The organism is Streptomyces sp. LZ34 (genome assembly GCF_053890475.1).
Map to the genome: position 1 here is coordinate 972,890 of NZ_CM132680.1, position 17,985 is coordinate 990,874.

The 17,985-nt window shown below is 70.3% G+C and carries 15 protein-coding genes; 10 read left to right on the plus strand and 5 right to left on the minus strand.

The genetic code is table 11. The annotated features are described in order from the left end of the window. Nucleotides 1–34: 34 nt before the first annotated feature. Nucleotides 35–1,420 carry a cytochrome P450 gene (locus ACWY4P_RS03075; RefSeq protein ID WP_456208535.1) on the minus strand — a complete coding sequence of 462 codons (1,386 nt, stop codon included), beginning with the start codon at nt 1,418–1,420 and terminating at the stop codon, nt 35–37. A gap of 249 nt (nt 1,421–1,669) precedes the next feature. Continuing rightward, on the minus strand, nt 1,670–2,671 hold the full coding sequence (locus ACWY4P_RS03080; RefSeq protein WP_456208536.1) for a LacI family DNA-binding transcriptional regulator: 1,002 nt from the start codon (nt 2,669–2,671) through the stop codon (nt 1,670–1,672). 228 nt (nt 2,672–2,899) lie between these two features. Between ACWY4P_RS03080 and iolC the strand changes: the two genes are divergently transcribed. Genes iolC through ACWY4P_RS03120 form a run of 8 tightly spaced genes read left to right on the plus strand, consistent with a single transcriptional unit; the run spans nt 2,900 to nt 12,520 of the window. Beyond that, complete coding sequence (gene iolC, locus ACWY4P_RS03085) at nt 2,900–3,868, plus strand: 5-dehydro-2-deoxygluconokinase (protein WP_456208537.1); 969 nt, start codon at nt 2,900–2,902, stop codon at nt 3,866–3,868. A gap of 4 nt (nt 3,869–3,872) precedes the next feature. Next, nucleotides 3,873–4,745, plus strand: a complete 873-nt coding sequence (locus ACWY4P_RS03090; RefSeq protein WP_456208538.1) for a Cgl0159 family (beta/alpha)8-fold protein — start codon at nt 3,873–3,875, stop codon at nt 4,743–4,745. Nucleotides 4,746–4,783: 38 nt separating this feature from the next. Further along, nucleotides 4,784–6,661 (plus strand): 3D-(3,5/4)-trihydroxycyclohexane-1,2-dione acylhydrolase (decyclizing), encoded by a 1,878-nt coding sequence (gene iolD, locus ACWY4P_RS03095; protein WP_456208539.1) that lies wholly within the window; start codon nt 4,784–4,786, stop codon nt 6,659–6,661. Between the two features lie 28 nt (nt 6,662–6,689). Further along, a complete protein-coding gene (locus ACWY4P_RS03100; protein ID WP_456208540.1) occupies nt 6,690–8,189 on the plus strand; it encodes a CoA-acylating methylmalonate-semialdehyde dehydrogenase in 1,500 nt (499 codons plus the stop codon). Between the two features lie 28 nt (nt 8,190–8,217). Then, nucleotides 8,218–9,168 (plus strand): TIM barrel protein, encoded by a 951-nt coding sequence (locus ACWY4P_RS03105; protein ID WP_456208541.1) that lies wholly within the window; start codon nt 8,218–8,220, stop codon nt 9,166–9,168. A gap of 9 nt (nt 9,169–9,177) precedes the next feature. After that, a complete protein-coding gene (locus tag ACWY4P_RS03110; RefSeq protein WP_456208542.1) occupies nt 9,178–10,614 on the plus strand; it encodes a sugar porter family MFS transporter in 1,437 nt (478 codons plus the stop codon). A 23-nt stretch (nt 10,615–10,637) separates the two neighbouring features. Then, nucleotides 10,638–11,657: a Gfo/Idh/MocA family protein gene (locus ACWY4P_RS03115; protein WP_456208543.1), complete on the plus strand. Its 1,020-nt coding sequence runs from the start codon at nt 10,638–10,640 to the stop codon at nt 11,655–11,657. Then, nucleotides 11,654–12,520, plus strand: coding sequence for a sugar phosphate isomerase/epimerase family protein (locus tag ACWY4P_RS03120; RefSeq protein WP_456208544.1), 867 nt, complete (start codon nt 11,654–11,656; stop codon nt 12,518–12,520). The genes ACWY4P_RS03115 and ACWY4P_RS03120 overlap by 4 nt, the downstream gene beginning before the upstream one ends. 75 nt (nt 12,521–12,595) lie before the next feature. Here ACWY4P_RS03120 and ACWY4P_RS03125 read toward each other — a convergent pair whose 3' ends face one another. The 3 genes from ACWY4P_RS03125 to ACWY4P_RS03135 are packed head-to-tail and all read right to left on the minus strand — an operon-like array spanning nt 12,596 to nt 15,595. After that, the gene (locus tag ACWY4P_RS03125) at nt 12,596–13,606 is read right to left on the minus strand and encodes a Gfo/Idh/MocA family protein (protein WP_456208545.1); all 1,011 of its coding nucleotides are present in this window, start codon (nt 13,604–13,606) and stop codon (nt 12,596–12,598) included. Between the two features lie 32 nt (nt 13,607–13,638). Then, entirely contained in the window at nt 13,639–14,400 is a 762-nt protein-coding gene (locus ACWY4P_RS03130; RefSeq protein ID WP_456208546.1) for an SDR family oxidoreductase, read from the minus strand. A 16-nt stretch (nt 14,401–14,416) separates the two neighbouring features. After that, entirely contained in the window at nt 14,417–15,595 is a 1,179-nt protein-coding gene (locus tag ACWY4P_RS03135) for a phytanoyl-CoA dioxygenase family protein (RefSeq protein WP_456208547.1), read from the minus strand. A gap of 109 nt (nt 15,596–15,704) precedes the next feature. Here ACWY4P_RS03135 and ACWY4P_RS03140 point away from each other — a divergent pair, with 109 nt between their 5' ends. After that, on the plus strand, nt 15,705–16,751 hold the full coding sequence (locus ACWY4P_RS03140) for a LacI family DNA-binding transcriptional regulator (RefSeq protein ID WP_456208548.1): 1,047 nt from the start codon (nt 15,705–15,707) through the stop codon (nt 16,749–16,751). A 118-nt stretch (nt 16,752–16,869) separates the two neighbouring features. Beyond that, nucleotides 16,870–17,985 carry an SGNH/GDSL hydrolase family protein gene (locus ACWY4P_RS03145; RefSeq protein ID WP_456208549.1) on the plus strand — a complete coding sequence of 372 codons (1,116 nt, stop codon included), beginning with the start codon at nt 16,870–16,872 and terminating at the stop codon, nt 17,983–17,985.

Genomic DNA, 17,985 nt, shown 5'->3' on the forward strand with positions numbered 1-17,985 from the left:
GGGGCCGGGCGGTCGCCGTCCGGCCCCCGCCCGATCACCGCCGGGCCGTCAGCCGCATCGCCTGGGTGCGCGCCGACCTCGTGGGCAGCGCGGTGGCGCGGGCCTCGCGGGGGCAGTCCGGCACCAGGCGCCAGCGCGCCGCGATCGTGGACAGCGCGAGAACGCCCTCGGCGGTGCCGAACCGGTCGCCAATGCACTTGCGGCCCCCGCCACCGAAGGCGACGAACGCACCCCGCGGCGGCTTGTGCCGCTCGTCGAGCCACCGGTCCGGATGAAACCGGTCCGGCTGCGGATACAGGTCGGCGCGCCGGTGGATGATCTGTCCGGAGTACGCGACGACGCTCCCGGCCGGCAGGGCACGACCGGCCAGCTCGGTGTCCTCCGCGATGGCCCGGGTGACCAGCCAGTCCGAGGGGAAGTGTCGCAGCGCCTCCTTGAAAACCCTCCCGGCCAGCTTGAGGTCGGGCAGATCGTCCCACGTGGCGGACCGGCCGCCGAGCACCTCGTCCACCTCGGCGTGCAGCCGCCGCTCGATCTCGGGGTGTCGGCCCAGCATGCGGAAGGCCCAGCTCAGCGTGTGGGAGACGGTCCCGGTGCCGGCAAGGATCATCGTGACCACCTCGGCGAAGACTTCGGCGTCCGACAGCGCGCCGCCGTCCTCGTCACGCGCGGCCAGCAGCGTCGACAGCAGGTCGCCACGGTCCACCCCGTCGGAGCGGTACCGCTCCGCCATGTCGTACACCGCCGTCCGCAGGGCTTCGGTCATCCGGTCGAAGCGCCGCCTGCCCGGGGTGCGAAGGCCTGGCAGCAACTCTTCGGTCAACAGCCGGGTGGTCAGCCCCTTGGTGATCATCTCCGCGTATGGCACCACGGCGGAGACCGCGGGGCCGCAGAAGTCCGCGGTGAACATGGTCTTGGCCAGGATCCGGGTGGCGAGCGCCGCCATCTCCTCCTGTACGTCCATCACCTGGCCCTCGTGCCAGGACCGGGTCGCCTCGTCGATCTGCTCCGACATCGCCCGGGCGTAGCCAGGCAGCCGATCGGGGTGGAAGGCCGGCTGCATGAGCCTGCGCTGACGGCGATGGCGGGCGTGCGGGCAGGAGGCGAGTCCGTCGCCCACCAGTTTCCGCAGGCTGTCGAACATCGGCCCGCCCTTGTCGAAGCACCGGTCCGAGGCCAGGACCTGGTGGACCAGCTCCGGGTGACAGGCGACATGGATCGGCCAGGGCCCTAGTTTGATCCGCACCAGATCACCGTGGGTCGGGAGGGAGGCGAGGAACTCCAGCGGTCTGAAGAGCATCTGGACGGCATGGCCCAGCAGCGGAAGCGCGCCGGGCGCTGACGCCACGGAGAACACCGTGGCCGACGGATCCCCGGTGGGCTGGCGCCGGCCCGTACGAGCCTGGCTGACGTCTGCCATGGGTGGTTCCCTTCCGGCTGGTGCCACGGTCCGGCTCTGTCACTGGTTCAGAGAGGCGGCTGCGTGAGAAGGCAGTGGAGCGGGCAGCGGCGCGAAGCCCCGAGCAAGGAGAGCGTAAAAGGCCCTGCGGACACGCGGGAATCCCCTAACCACCCGAGACTGCGGCGCCGTGCGGCGGCCAGACGGCGAGGTGCCGGAACGGCGAGGTGCCGGAACGGCGCGGAGTGAGCGGGCCTTGGCCGAGAGCGCTCAGGCCGTCCCCCGCGGTGGCGGCCCGCTGGTCCCCCGCACCACGAGCTTCGGGTCCAACACCGCCTCCCGTGGCTCCAGTTCCGGATTCTCCAGCCGTTCCACGGCGAACCGCACCGCGTGCTCGGCCATCAGCACGGCGTCCTGGCGAACGGTGGTCAGGCCGATCGGCATGAGATGGGAGAGGTGGCTGTCGTCGTAGCCGACGACCGACATGTCCCGCGGGACCTCGACACCGCCCCGGGCCAGGGCCATCCACACACCCATGGCGCAACGGTCGTTGCCCGCGAGGACCGCCGTCGGAAGGGGCAGGCCCCGGTCGCGCTCCGCCAGGAGCAGACGGCCGGTCTCGATGCCGGACTGCTCGGTGTGCTCACCGGGAATCACCCGGATCTCCGACTCCAGTCCGTGTCGGCGCATCGCGGCCCGGTAGGAGCGCCGCCGCTCGGCCGACCCGGGCCCCCGGCCGCCGTCGATGTGCACGATCGCGCGGTGCCCGAGTTCGACCAGGTAGTCCATGGCCTGCCGGACTCCCTTGCCCTCGGCGCTGTGCACGAAGTCCACGCGGGCGCTCGGCACTCGGTGGCCGACCGACACGGTGACGGCGCGCTGCCGGAGTTCGTCGAGGTAGGCGGGGACCGCGTCCGGACCGAGCAGGATCAGCGCCTCGCACCGGTGGCCGAGCAGCGCCTCGACCGCCTTGGCCTCACTTCGCCCCTCGACCGCCGCGGAGAGCAGGACGTCGTATCCGAGGCGTTCGGCCTCGGGGTAGATCCCTTCGATGAGGTCGGTGTGGAAGGTCTGGTGCACGGTGAACATGACGCCGAGCGTGCGGCTGCGGCCGCGGGCCAGGAGCCGGGCCGCGCTGTCGGGGCGGTAGCCGATCTCGTCGGCGACCCGCAGCACCCGCTCGCGGGTCTCCTGGCTCGCCCCCGGCTGGTTGCGGAACACGATCGAGACCAGCGCACGGGACACTCCCGCCTTGTCGGCAACATCGGCCATCGTGGGCCGCTGCCTGCCCGCCGCATCCACCTGTGATCCCACCCTCTGTGATCCCACCCTTCGACGGAGCCCACCCTAGGGCAGCCGCGAAATCCTCCGGCAACAAGCTATTGACATGACATTTGGACAGGGGTCATCGTACTCGCACTAGAGCGCGCTAGTAGAGCGCGACAGCAACCCCTCTCCTGACCACTCCCCGGATCTCCGGAGCGAAGGGAAACCAGCGTGATGTCGTTCGAAGTGCTGACCATGGGCCGCGTCGGAGTGGATGTGTATCCGCTCCAGTCAGGCGTGGGGCTGGCGGAGGTCACCTCGTTCGGCAAGTACCTCGGCGGCAGCCCGACCAATGTCGCCGTCGCCGCCGCCCGGCACGGGCGCACCTCGGCTGTGATCACCAAGACGGGCGCGGACCCGTTCGGGGACTTCGTCCGGACAGCCCTGGACGGGTACGGCGTGGTCACCCGCTTCGTCGGCACGTCGGACGTCGCGCCGACGCCGGTGACCTTCTGCGAGATCTTCCCGCCGGACGACTTCCCGCTGTACTTCTACCGGCTGCCCAAGGCACCCGACCTCGACATCCGGCCCGAGGAGCTGAACCTCTCGGCAGTGCGTGACGCCCGGATCTTCTGGGTCACCGGCACGGGGCTGAGTGAGGAGCCGAGCCGTGCGGCCACGCTGGCCGCGCTGGCGCACCGGGCGAAGGCGGGGCCGACGGTCTTCGATCTGGACTGGCGGCCGATGTTCTGGGAGGACCCCAGCCAGGCCCGGGCGTACTACGCCGAGGCCCTGCGCCACACCACCGTCGCCGTCGGCAACCTCGACGAGTGCGAGGTGGCGACCGGCGAGCGCGAGCCGTACGCCGCCGCGAAGGCACTGCTCGCCGCCGGTGTCGAACTGGCCGTGGTCAAGCAGGGACCCAAGGGTGTCCTGGCCATGGACCGGGACGGCTCGGCCGCCGAGATCCCGCCGGTCCCGGTGGAGGTGGTCAACGGCCTGGGCGCCGGTGACGCCTTCGGCGGGGCGCTCTGCCACGGGCTGCTGTCCGGCTGGGACACCCGCCGCACGGTGTCCTTCGCCAACGCCGCCGGCGCCATCGTCGCGGGCCGCCTGGCCTGCTCCGACGCCATGCCCACCGAGGCCGAGGTGGAGACGAAGCTGCGCGAGACGACTGAAGACGACCTTGAGCGAGAGGTGTGACGACGTGCTGTCCGACAAGGTGAGCCGGATCGTGGAGGCCCGGGTCAACGACCCCGGAGCCATCGCGGCGGCGGCCGAACGGCGGGTGAAGGCTGCCTCGCTGCTGGGCGAGCACGGCAAGGCGATGGTCATCGCGGCCGACCATCCCGCGCGCGGCGCCAATCGCGTCGGCGCCGACCCGAGCGCGATGGCCGACCGCTTCGAGCTGCTGGACCGGCTGTGCACCGCGCTGGAGCGGCCGGGCGTGACCGGAGTGCTGGCCACCGCCGACATCCTGGAGGACCTGCTGCTGCTCGGCGTCCTGGACGGCAAGAGCGTCTTCGGCTCGATGAACCGGGCCGGGTTGGCGGGGTCGGTGTTCGAGATCGACGACCGCTTCACCGGCTACGACGCCGAGACGATCGCCGCGATGGGCTTCGACGGCGGCAAGATGCTCACCCGCATCGCCCTGGAGGACCCGGCGACCCCGTCCGCACTCGAGAACACCGCCCGCGCGGTCGACGCGCTGAACGACCGCCGTCTGGTGGCGATGATCGAGCCGTTCCTCTCGCACTGGCGTGACGGCAGGATCCACAACGACGTCTCGCCCGAGGCCGTCATCAAGTCGATCACCATCGCCTCGGGGCTCGGCCGGCGCACCGCCCACACCTGGCTGAAGCTGCCGGTCGTCGACGAGATGGAGCGGGTGCTCGCCTCCTCGACGCTGCCGGCGCTGCTGCTGGGCGGCGAGGTCACCGACCCCGGCGCGGCCTTCGCCTCCTGGGGCCGGACCCTGAAACTCCCGACCGTGCAGGGTCTGGTCGTGGGCCGGTCCCTGCTCTATCCCTCGGACGGCGACGTCGCCGGTGCCGTGGATCGGGCGGTGAGCCTGCTGTGACGAGCGCGACCACTGCCCTTGGGAGGGGGCAAACAGCAATGAACACCGTACGACTCACCACCGCGCAGGCCCTCGTCCGTTTCCTGGCCAACCAGTACAGCGAGCGCGACGGCCAGGAGCAGCGGCTGATCCCCGGGGTCTGGGGCATTTTCGGGCACGGCAATGTGGCCGGGGTCGGGCAGGCGCTGCTCCAGGCCGCCATCACGCACGAGGCCGACCTTCCCTACTACCTGGCCCGCAACGAGCAGGGCATGGTGCACGCGTCGGTGGCGTACGCGAAGATGCGCGACCGGCTGGCGACCTTCGCCTGCACCGCGTCCACCGGCCCCGGCTCCACGAACATGATCACCGGTGCGGCGCTGGCCACCACCAACCGGATCCCGGTCCTGCTGCTGCCCAGCGACATGTTCGCCACCCGCGTCGCCGAGCCGGTCCTCCAGCAGCTGGAGGACGCCCGGGGCGGGGACGTCACGGTCAACGACGCCTTCCGGGCCGTGTCGAAGTACTTCGACCGCGTCTCCCGGCCCGAGCAACTGATCCCGGCCGCCCTGGCCGCGATGCGGGTGCTGACCGACCCGGTGGAGACCGGCGCCGTCACACTCGCCCTGCCACAGGACGTGCAAGCCGAAGGCTTCGACTGGCCGGTGTCCTTCTTCCGGCGGCGGGTGTGGCACGTGGGCCGACCGGTGCCGGAGCCGGCCGCGGTCGAGCGGGCCGCCCGTCTGTTGCGCAACGCCAAGAGGCCACTGATCGTGGCGGGCGGCGGCACCGTCTACTCGGGTGCCGAGACCCAGCTGCGTGCCTTCGCCGAGGCCACCGGCATCCCCGTCGCCGACACCCACGCCGGCAAAGGCGCGGTCCCCTGGGACCACCCCTGCGCGGTCGGCGGCATCGGCTCGACCGGCTCCCACGCGGCCAACGAACTGGCCCGCGAGGCCGACGTGGTCCTGGGGATCGGCACCCGGTACTCCGACTTCACCACCGCCAGCCACACCGTCTTCGGCAACCCGGACGTCGCCTTCGTCAACCTCAACGTGGCCCGCCTGGACGCCGTCAAGCACTCCGCCGAGCCGCTCGTGGCCGACGCCCAGCTCGGCATCCAGGCCCTCGCGGGCGCGCTGACGGACTGGGAGGTCGACCCCGCGTACCGCGAGCGCACGCACCAACTCATCGCCCGCACACGGGAGATAGAGAACCAGTGCTTCACCCTGGGCCACGGCCCCTTGCCCGCCCAGACCGAGATCCTTGGCGCGCTCAACCAGGTGCTCGGCGACCGTGACGTGGTCATCAACGCGGCCGGGTCGATGCCCGGCGACCTGCAACAGCTGTGGCGGGCCCGGGACCCGAAGGCCTACCACGTCGAGTACGCGTACTCCTGCATGGGCTACGAGGTCGCCGCCGGGGTCGGCGCCAAGATGGCCGACCCCTCACGCGAGGTCGTCGTCCTCGTCGGAGACGGCTCGTACCTGATGATGGCCCAGGAGATCGCAACCATGGTCTCCGAAGGCCTGAAGGTCATCGTCGTCCTCGTCCAGAACCACGGCTTCGCCTCCATCGGCTCGCTGTCCGAAGCCCTCGGCTCGCAACGCTTCGGCACCAAGTACCGCTTCCGTGACGGCGATTCCGGCCTCCTCGACGGCGATGTCCTGCCTGTCGACCTGGCTGCCAACGCCTCCTCCCTGGGCGCGGACGTCCTGCACGCCACCACGGTCGAGCAGTTCCGTACGGCGATGGAGAAGGCGAAGGCCTCCGACCGCACCACCGTCGTGCATGTGGAGACCGACCTGTACGGGCCCAACCCGCCCGGGCACGGCTGGTGGGACGTGCCCGTCAGCCAGACCTCCGCCCTCGACTCCACGCGCGCCGCCTACGAGACGTACGCCGCCCACAAACTCACCCAGCGGCACTACCTGTAATCCCGTCCCCGCAAAGGAAACCCGCACTGTGAAGACCATCGAGCACTGGATCGGCGGCTCTCCCGCCGCCGGCGCCGCACCCGCTGTCACCGCCCCTGTCTTCAACCCGGCCACCGGGCAGGAGCAGGCCCGGGTCGCCCTGGGCTCGGCCACCGACGTGGACACTGCCGTCACAGCCGCCACCGCAGCCTTCGAGAGCTGGTCGGAGTCGTCGCTCACCCAGCGCACCCAGGTGATGTTCGCCTTCCGACAGCTGCTCGTCGAGCACGAGGAGGAACTGGGCCGGATCATCTCCGCCGAGCACGGCAAGACCATCGACGACGCACGCGGCGAGATCGTGCGCGGCCGGGAGGTCGTGGAGTACGCCTGCGGCCTCGGCGACATCCTCAAGGGCAACTTCTCCGACCAGGTCTCACGCGGCATCGACGTACACAACTTCCGCCAGCCCCTCGGCGTCGTCGCGGGCATCACCCCCTTCAACTTCCCCGCCATGGTGCCCCTGTGGATGCACCCCATCGCCATCGCCACCGGCAACACCTTCATCCTCAAACCCAGCGAACGCGACCCATCCGCCGCCAACTACATCGCCCAGCTGTACCAGCAGGCCGGACTGCCCAACGGCGTCTTCAACGTCATCCACGGCGGCAAAACCGCCGTCGACGCCATCCTCACCCACCCCGGCATCGAAGCCGTGTCCTTCGTCGGCTCCACCCCCATCGCCAAGTACGTCCACGAGCAGGCCACCGCGCACGGCAAGCGCGTCCAGGCGCTGGGCGGCGCCAAGAACCACGCCGTCGTCCTCCCCGACGCCGACCTCGAATTCGCCGCCAACCACATCACCGCCGGCGCCTACGGCTCCGCAGGCGAACGCTGCATGGCCCTGTCCGTGGCCGTCGCCGTCGGCGACGCCGCCGACAAGCTGGTCCAGGTGCTGGAACGCAAGGCCCGCGAGGTCAAGGTCGGCCCCGGCGACGCCCCCGACACCGACATGGGCCCCCTCGTCACCAAGACCGCCCAGGAACGCGTCGAAAACGCCGTCGCCACCGCCGCCACCCAAGGCGCCACCATCGTCGTCGACGGCCGCGGACTGAAGGTCAACGGCCACGAAAACGGCTTCTTCACCGGCCCCTCCCTCCTCGACCACGTCACCACCGAGATGAACGCCTACCAAGAAGAACTGTTCGGCCCCGTCCTCGCCATCATCCGCACCGACACCCTCGACGAGGCCATCGAACTGATCAACGCCAACCCATACGGCAACGGCACCGCCCTGTTCACCGCCTCCGGCGAAGCCGCCCGCCGCTTCCAGCGCAACATCAAGGTCGGCATGATCGGCATCAACGTGCCGGTCCCCGTCCCGATGTCCTACTACTCCTTCGGCGGCTGGAAGGACTCCCTCATCGGCGACTCCCCCATCCACGGCCCCGAAGGCATCCGCTTCTACACCCGCCCCAAGGTCGTCACCACCCGCTGGCCCCAACCCGCACAGCAGGTCGCCGCCGGGTTCACCTTCCCCACCTCCAGCTGAGATCCTCCTCTCCCTCAAAGGACACGTCATGGCAACGGCGCCATCCCCGCTCCGCATCACCGCAGGCAATCTGTGCCTCGGCTCAGCCCCCGACTCCTGGGGCGTCTGGTTCCCCGAGGACGAGCACCAGGTGTCGTACACCCGCTTCCTCGACGAACTCGCGCAAGCCGGCTACGCCTGGCTGGAGCTCGGCCCCTACGGCTACCTCCCCACCGACCCGGAGGGCCTCAAGGAGGAGCTCGACGCCCGTGGGCTCAAGGTGTCCGGCGGCACGGCCTTCGGCGCGCTGCACCGCCCCGAGGCGTGGGACGAGATGCTCGCCCACGTCCGCCAGGTCGCCACGCTGACGGCCGCCGCGGGCGCCCACCACCTGGTCCTGATCCCGCCCATGTACCGGGACGAGAAGACCGGCGCGTTCACCGAGTCCCCCGAGCTGACCGCCGAGCAGTGGGCCGGCTTCGGCCGCGCCGCCGACCGGCTGGGCAAGCTGCTCCTCGACGAGTACGACGTCCGCCTCGTCATCCACCCGCACGCCGACAGCCACATCCAGACCCAGCCGGAGATCGAGCGGCTGCTGGGCGAGTCGGACAGCCGGTACACGAATCTGTGCCTGGACACCGGTCACGTCGCGTACGGCGGCGGGGACAACCTCGACCTGATCCGCCGGTTCGGCGAGCGCGTCGGCTACGTCCACATCAAGCAGATGGACCCCGAGATCCTCGCCCAGGTCGCCGCCGAGGACCTGTCCTTCGGCGAGGCCGTCAAGCGCGGGGTGTGCGTCTCGCCGCCGGCCGGGGTGCCGAACCCGGCCGACGTGGTCGCCGAACTCTCCCAGCTGGACGCGGAGTTGTTCGTGATCGTCGAGCAGGACCTGTACCCGTGCGCTCCCGATGTGCCGCTCCCCATCGCCGTACGCACCCGTGAGCACCTGGCCGGCTGCGGCCTCACCGGAATCCGACGCCCGAATCACCACCGGTAGGAGGCGGCCATGGACCTCAGGGACGACACGACACAGGCCCCCACCCCCGCCACCGTCACCGTCACGGACGACGCCCCAAACGCGGTCTCCCGGCGGCTGCGGATCATCACCGTCATCGCCACCTTCGGCGGACTCCTCTTCGGCTACGACACCGGCGTCATCAACGGCGCCCTGCCCTACATGACCGACGACCTGGGCCTCACCCCGGTCACCGAGGGCATGGTCACCAGCTCTCTCCTGCTCGGCGCCGCGCTCGGCGCCGTCGCCGGCGGGCGGCTGTCGGACGCGCGTGGCAGACGCCGTACGATCCTCACCCTCGCCGTGCTGTTCTTCGTCGGCGCGCTCGGCGCCACTCTCGCACCGACCACCGCGGTGATGATCGTGGCACGGTTCGTGCTCGGCCTCGCCGTCGGCGGCGCGTCGGTGACCGTGCCCGTCTACCTCGCCGAGGTCTCCCCCGCGGAACGGCGCGGCGCACTGGTCACCCGCAATGAACTCATGATCGTCAGCGGCCAGCTGCTGGCCTTCACGTCCAACGCGATCATCGCGAACATCGGCGGCGAGAGCGGGGGTCTCTGGCGCTGGATGCTGGTGATCGCCACCGTCCCCGCCGTGGCCCTCTGGTTCGGCATGCTGGTGATGCCGGAGAGCCCCCGCTGGCTGGCTTCCCAGAGCCGCTTCAATGACGCCCTCGACGTCCTCAAGCAGGTGCGCACACAGCAGCGGGCCGAGGCGGAGCTCGCCGAGGTCTCCGCGCTCGCCGTCAAGGACGGGCAGGAGAAACTCGGCGGCTGGAAGGACATGAACTCGGTGCCGTGGGTGCGCAAGCTGATGTTCGTCGGCTTCGGCATCGCCATCGTGCAGCAGATCACCGGCGTCAACACGATCATGTACTACGGCACCCAGATCCTCACCGACGCCGGTTTCGCCTCCGACAGCGCGCTGACCGCGAACATCGCCAACGGGGTCATCTCGGTGCTGGCCACCTTCGTCGGCATCTGGTTGCTGGGCCGGGTCAACCGCCGGCCCATGTTGATGACGGGTCAGATCGGCACGACAGCGGCCTTGTTGCTCATCGGCGTCTTCTCCTTGGTGCTGCCCGCCGGGGACGGGAGGGCGTACGCCGTGCTCGCCATGACGGTCACCTTCCTCGCCTTCCAGCAGGGCGCGATCTCGCCGGTGACCTGGCTGATGCTCTCGGAGATCTTCCCGATGCGGATGCGCGGCTTCGGCATGGGCGTGGCGGCCGTGGTGCTGTGGCTGACCAATTTCGTGATCGGCCTGGTCTTCCCGTCCCTGGTCTCCGGCATCGGGATCTCCAACACCTTCTTCCTCTTCGTGGCAGCGGGGATCTTCTCCTTCATCTTCGTCAAGCTCTACGTCCCCGAGACCAAGGGCCACTCTCTCGAAACCCTCGAAGCCGAACTCCGGGCGCGCTTCTCCTGACCCTCTTGTCCTAAGGAACAACCATGACCGTACGTGTAGGCGTCATCGGCGCCGGAATGATCGGCCAGGACCACATAAGGCGCCTCACCGAAGTCGTCACCGGAGCCACCGTCACCGCCGTGACGGACATCGACCAGGCCCGTGCCACCGAGGTCGCGTCCCAGGTGGGCGCGGTGGCGCCGGCCACCGGTGCCGAGCTGATCGCCTCCCCCGAGGTGGACGCCGTCCTCGTCACCTCCTGGGGCCCCACCCACGCCGAGCATGTGCTGACCGCGATCGCGGCCGGCAAGCCCGTGTTCTGTGAGAAGCCCCTCGCCACCACCGCCGAGGACTGTCTGCGCATCGTCGACGCCGAACGCGCCCGCGGCCGGCGCCTCGTCCAGGTCGGCTTCATGCGCCGCTTCGACGCCGGATACCGCCAGATGAAGGAGGTCATCGCCGCCGGCTCCCTCGGCACGCCGCTGATCGTGCACTGTGCCCACCGCAACCCGACCGTGCCGGACGCCTACACCTCGGCGATGGCCGCCCAGGACACGGCCGTGCACGAGATCGACGTCCTGCGCTGGCTGCTCGACGACGAGATCGTCTCCGCCCAGGTGATCACACCGCGCGCCACGAGCAAGCGGTTCGAGCACCTCAAGGACCCTCAGCTCATGTACTTCGAGACGGCGAACGGCGTCCGCATCGACCTGGAGGTCTTCGTCAACTGCCAGTACGGCTACGACATCCAGTGCGAGGCCGTCGGCGAGGAGGGCCTCGTCCGGCTGCCCGACCCGGCCGCCGTCGGGGTCCGCACCGCCGGACGGCACGGCACGGCGGTCACCCAGGACTGGAAGGGCCGGTTCGCGGACGCCTTCGACACCGAGTTCCGCGAGTGGATCAACGGCATCGCGGCCGGCGTCGAACCCACCGGTCCCTCCGCGTGGGACGGCTACGCCGCCACCGTCATCACCGATGCCGCCGTCCGCTCGCTGGAGTCCGACGGCCAGGTCGTCACCGTCGACATGAAGCCCCGCCCGGCCTTCTACGGAGGCACCGCATGAAGATCGCCCTCGACCCGTACATGTTCCGCGCCCTGCCGATCGACGACATGGTGCGCACGGTGGCGGAACTCGGCTACGAGTACATCGAGTTGTCGCCGCGTGACGACTTCATGCCGTTCTTCCTGCACCCGCGGGCGGACGACGATCGGATCGCCGCGCTGAAGAAGTCCCTGCGCACGCACGGCGTGCGGCTGTCCTCCGTACTCCCCCTGTACAAGTGGTCCTCGCCCGACGAGACCGAACGGCAGGCCGCCGTCCGCTACTGGAAGCGCATGATCGAGATCACCGCGGACCTGGAATGCCCGCTGATGAACTCGGAGTTCAACGGCCGACCGGAGCGAGCCGCAGAGAGCGAGGCCGCCTTCTGGCGCTCCCTGGACGAACTGCTCCCGCTGTTCGAGCGGGAGGGCATCGCCCTGAACCTGGAGGCGCATCCGGACGACTTCTGCGAGGAGAACACTCCCGCGGTCGACCTCGTCCGCGCGATCAACAAATCCTGGGTGAACTACCTCTACTGCGCTCCGCACTCCTTCCACCTGTCCGGCGCCGACCCCACGGCGGACATCGCGGCGATGATGCGCTACGCCGGCGACAAGCTCCAGCACGTCCACATCGCCGACTCCTTCAACCACAAGGGATCGTCGGGCCTGCGCTACATCCTCAACCCGCCCGGCACCGCGGCCCGTATCCATCAGCACCTGGACATCGGGCAGGGCGAGGTCGACTGGGACGCCTTCTTCGGCACCCTGCGCGAGCTGAACTTCGACGGCGTCGCCACCGCATGCGTCTTCGCCTGGGAGGAGCGGGCGCGCGAGTCCTCGGCGTTCATGCTGGACCGCATCACCAAGGAACTCGCCGCGTAGGCAGCCGGCCCGCGTGGTCCTCCGGGAGAAGCGCTGGGCCCGGCCGCGCCATCCGCGGCCGGGCCCAGCCCTCCCTCAGATCGCCGTGCGCACCTCCTCCAGCCGTACGGGCCGCTTCGCGCGCAGGGACAGGGTGCATGCCTCGGCGATCAAGCTTGCCTCGATGGCGTCCGCCACCGTGCACGGCGAGGGGCGGATGCCTGCCACGACCTCGGTGAACGCGGTGAGTTCAGCGCGGTAGGCATCGGCGAAGCGGTCCATGAAGAAGTCGTGCGGCGTCCCGGCCGGGAAGGTGGCACCGGGTTCGACGGAGCGCAGCGGCAGCCGGTCCTCCAGGCCGACCGCGATGCTGTCCTTCATGCCGTGCAACTCCAGACGCACGTCGTAACCACGGGCGTTGTGGCGGGAGTTGGAGATGACGGCGATGGTGCCGTCGTCGAGTGTGAGCAGGGCCGAGGCCGTGTCGGCATCGCCCGCTTCACGGATGTAGTCCGCGCCCCGGTTGCCGCCGGTCGCGTACACCTCGACCACCTCGCGGCCCGTCACCCAGCGCACGATGTCGAAGTCGTGCACGCCACAGTCGCGGAAGATGCCGCCGGAGGTGGCCACATACGCGGCCGGCGGGGGTGCGGGGTCGAGGGTGGTGGACCGTACGGTGTGCAGCGGCCCGAGTTCGCCGCTGACGACGGCCTTGCGGGCGGCGACGCAGCCCGCGTCGAAGCGTCGGTTGTAGCCGATGTGCACCTGAACGCCGCCGCCGGCCTCCACGGCGCGCAGCACCTCCAGGCTCTCCTTGACGCCGCGGGCCACGGGCTTCTCGCAGAAGACGGGGACGCCCGCCTTGACGGCGGCGAGGATCAGCTCCGGGTGGGCGTCGGTGGCGGCGGCGATGACCACGCCGTCCACACCGGCGGCGAACACGGCCTCCGGGGAGTCCACGGCGGTGGCGGTGAACCGCTGTGCGGCGGTGGCCGCGGCCGTGGTCACCGGGTCGGTGACCACGAGGGAGTCCACCGCGTCGAGCCCGGAGAGGGTTTCCGCGTGGAAGGCGCCGATCCGGCCCAGCCCCATGATGCCTATGCGCATGTAAGTCTCGTTTCTTCAGCCCGAGGGGCGGCTCAGTCGAGCCCGCCGATGACGATCTGGTCCCAGTCGATGACCGAGCCGGTCACCACGCCGCTGCGGTCGGAGAGCAGGAAGACGACGAAGTCGGCGATCTCGTCGACCTGGCCGAGCTTGCCCATCGGCTGCGCCTCGGCGGCCTTCTCGCGCCAGTCGTCGCCCGCGCCGTGGAAGGCGCGCTGCGTGGCGTCCTCGCCCTCGGTGTCCGTCCAGCCGATGTTGAGGCCGTTGATCCGGACGCGGTCGTAGCGGTGGGCGTGCGCGGCGTTGCGGGTCAGGCCGACGAGCCCGGCCTTGGCGGCGACGTAGGGGGCCAGGTAGGGCTGTCCGCCGTGTGCCGAGGTGGTGATGATGTTGACCACCGTGCCGGGCGCCTCGCGCGCGACCATGTCGGCGACCGCGGCCTGCATCGCGAAGAACGGCGCCCGCAGATTGATCGCGATGTGGGCGTCGAACAGCTCCGGCGTGGTGTCCAGCAGCGAGCCCCGCGACGTCAGTCCGGCGGCGTTGACCAGACAGTCGACGCGCCCGTGCGCGTCCACGGTCCGTGTGACGCTGTCGCGCGCCTGGGCCGGATCCGCGAGGTCCGCGCGCAGGAAGTGCGCGCCCAACTCCGCCGCGAGCTCCTCGCCGGTCTCGGCCCGGCGCCCGGTGAACGCGACGGTCGCGCCCTCCCGTACGGCGGCCCGTACGATGCCGGCGCCGACGCCCTGGCTGCCGCCGTTGACGAGGACGACCTTGTCGTCAAGCAGTCCCATGAGTGCTGTGTCCCTTTCAGCCCTGGCGGCGCTTGGCGCCCGCGTGCAGTTCCTGGCGCAGCCGCTCGGGGGTCCAGCCCTCGGCGACGGCCCGCCAGACGGTGTCCGCCTGCGAGGGCGGCGCGAGACCGTCGACCGGCGGGTCGAGGTCCAGGTTGGTGGGGAAGGGGTAGCCCTCGGCGGTGGCGGCGACCACGCGGCGCAGCCAGTCCTCACGGGCGCCTTCGGCCTTGCGGCGCAGCAGCACCGGGAAGAGCGCGTTCGCCATCGCCTCGCGGTCGACCGTCTCCATGGCGCGGCCGAAGGCGGAGGAGACCTGCAACAGATTGGCCATGCGCTTGATGTCGGTGGAGCGGTTGTGCCCGGCGGCGTGGAAGAGCGCGGGGTTGAAGAAGGCGGCGTCCCCCTTGTCCAGAGGGAGCTGGACGTAGTGGGCCTCGAAGTACTCGGCGAACCGCGGAAGCCGCCACGCGAGGTAGCCGGGCTCGTACTTCTGCGAGTGCGGCAGGTACATCGTGGGGCCGGACTCGACGGGCATGTCGCAGTGGGCCACCGCGCCCTGGAGGGTCAGCACGGGCGACAGGCGGTGGACGTGCGCCGGGTAGGCGGCAGCCCGCTCCTGGGTGAGGAAGCCCAGGTGGTAGTCGCGGTGCACGCTCTGCGCGGCTCCGCCCGGGTTGACCACGTTGACCTGAGAGGTCACCTGGTAGGCGGGGCCGAGCCAGGCCTCGGAGACCAGCGCCAGCATGTCGTTGGCGTAGTAGTCGGCGAACGCCTCCGGGGCGCGCAGCGCCATCTTGTCCAGGGCGTTCCAGACCCGGTCATTGGCGCCCGGCCTGGCGAAGTGGTCGCCGCGGGCCCCGCCCGTGGCGCGCTCCTCCTCGATCAGCGCGTTGAACGCCTCGGACGCCCGATCCACGACGGCCGCGTCGGGGAACGCGCCCTTGAGGACCACGATGCCGGGGCCGTCCAGGAGGGCCCGGACCAGCTCGCTCTGTACGGTTCGACGCCCCTGCGGCGTGGCCGTGAGGGCGCGGAGCCGACCGCTGTCGTAGAGCAGGACGTTTCGCTCTACCCGCTCGGCCGAGGGGTAGTCGCCCGCATCGGTCCGCTGCTCGACGAGCGACCGGAAGGCGCCCAGATCGCAGTCTTCCTCGGTGAGCCAAGTCCGTGATCCCTCGGATACAGGGGACATCCCGGGTCCTTTCGCAGTCCTTGCTTCTCTGTCAGTCTTGTGAATCCGAACCCATCATTCAATCCTCAGAAGCACATCAAAAAACCATCATCATCTTTGGGGAACAGTCATGCGGCACCCCTATCCGATCAGGGAAATCGCCCGTCAGGCCGGGCTGAGCACGGCCACGGTCGACCGCGTGCTCAACGACCGCGGCGGTGTGCGGGAGAGCACGGTCAGCGAGGTGCATGAGGCGATCAAGGACCTGGACCGGCAGCGGAGCCAGATCCGCATCGGGGGCCGCACCTTCATGATCGACATCGTCATGCAGGCACCGGAGCGGTTCTCCAGCGCCGTACGTGGCGCACTCGAAGCCGAGTTGCCCTCCCTGCACCCCGCCGTCGTGCGCTCACGCTTCCACTTCCGCGAGACCGGTCCCTCCGCCGAGCTGATCGGGGCCTTGGACAAGATCGCCAAGCGGGGGACGCAAGGCGTGATCCTCAAGGCCCCGGACGTCCCGGAGATCGGTGCCGCCGTCGGCCGACTGGTCGCGGCCGGCATTCCCGTCGTCACCCTGGTGACCGACCTGCCCCACAGCGCACGCATGGCGTACGTCGGCATCGACAACCGCGCGGCCGGGGCCACCGCCGCCTACCTCCTCGGGCAGTGGCTCGGCGACCGCCCCGGCAACGTGCTCACCACCGTCAGCCGAGGCTCCTTCCGCGGCGAAGAAGAGCGGGAGATGGGCTTCCGCAGCGCCATGCGCCTCACCCAGCCCAAGCGCTCCCTGGTGGAGATCACCGACAGCGACGGCCTGGACGCCACTCAGCGCGAACTCGCCCTCGCGGCACTCGAACGCGACGAGGACATCGTCGCGGTCTACTCCATGGGCGGCGGCAACCTCGCCACCCTCGACGCCTTCCACGCCCTCGGCCGGGAGTGCGCCGTGTTCATCGCCCACGACCTGGACCACGACAACACCCGGCTGCTGCGCGAGCGCCGGCTGTCCGCGGTCCTCCACCACGACCTGCGCCAGGACATGCGCCGCGCCTGCCAGACCATCATGCGAGCCCACCAGGCGCTCCCGGGCGACGGGCCCTCCCTGCCCTCGGCGATCCAGGTGGTCACGCCGTACAACATGCCGCCCGCGGATCCGGGCCCCGAAGGACGTGTTTGACAGGGATCCGCGCGGCGGAGGGCCTGTCGCATTCCCCGGCCCACGCATACAGTGGTGCGGCTGTGTGCTGCTGTGTCCCACCATCATGTGCCGTGCCCCACCGTCAAAGGATGGCCACATGCGGACGCCTCGTCGTTTCACCCGAAGGACGTTGGTCACGGCCGCCGCCGCGGGCGTCGTCACCGCTGTCGCATCCCCCTCGCAGGCAGCCGGCGCCCGGGCCCGGTTCCACACGGTGGGCCGGGTGGAGAACACCGCCGACGGGTCGGTGCGGTACACCTGGCCCGGCATCTACTTCGAGGGCCGGTTCCGCGGTACCGGTGTCGGCATCGTCCTCGACGACTCCGACAACGACTATGACGTCCAGATCGACGGAACGACCGCCGCCACACTGGTGACCCCGGGCCGAACCACTTCCTGGATCGGCGACCTCCCCGACGCCGAGCACCGCGTGCGCCTCGTCAAACGCACCGAAAGCCCCTGGGCCGCGGGCCGGTTCGGCGGATTCGTCGCCGCTCCCGGGGGTGCGGTCCTCGCCAGACCCCGGGCCCGGAGCAGACAGATCGAGTTCATCGGTGACTCCTTCACCGCCGGCTACGGCAATGTCTCCGGCACACGCGACTGTTCAAGCAACGGCGGAGTCAACCGGAACACCAACACCGACCTCGCCTTCGGCGCCCTCACCGCCCATGGCCTCGACGCCGACTACCAGATCAACGCGTACTCCGGCCTCGGCATGGTCCGCAACTACAACGGCAGCAGCCCCGACGCCGACTTCCGCACGTACTACGACCGGGCCCTGCTGAACGTCGACGGCGACGTCTGGCAGAAGCCGGACACCTGGCGGCCGCGGGTCGTCGTGGTCGGCCTGGGTATCAACGACTTCTCGACCCCCCTCAACCCGGGCGAGCGCTGGACCACCCAGGACGGTCTGACCGCCGCCTACGAGACCGCCTACCACGGCTTCCTCGACAAGCTGCGCGCCCGGTACGGCCCCACGACGTTCATCGTGGTCAGCGCCACCTACCTCGCCAACACCACCACGTTCGCCGAGACCGCCCTACGGATCGTCCAGGGGCGCAACCGGCGGGGCGACACCCGCGTCCGCTACTGGTACTACGACGATCCCGCCCTGGATCGCCTCGGCTGCGACTGGCACCCCTCGTCCCACGACCACCGGATCATCTCCGGCCAGCTCAACGACTGCCTCGCCGCCCTTCCGCTGCGCTGGTAG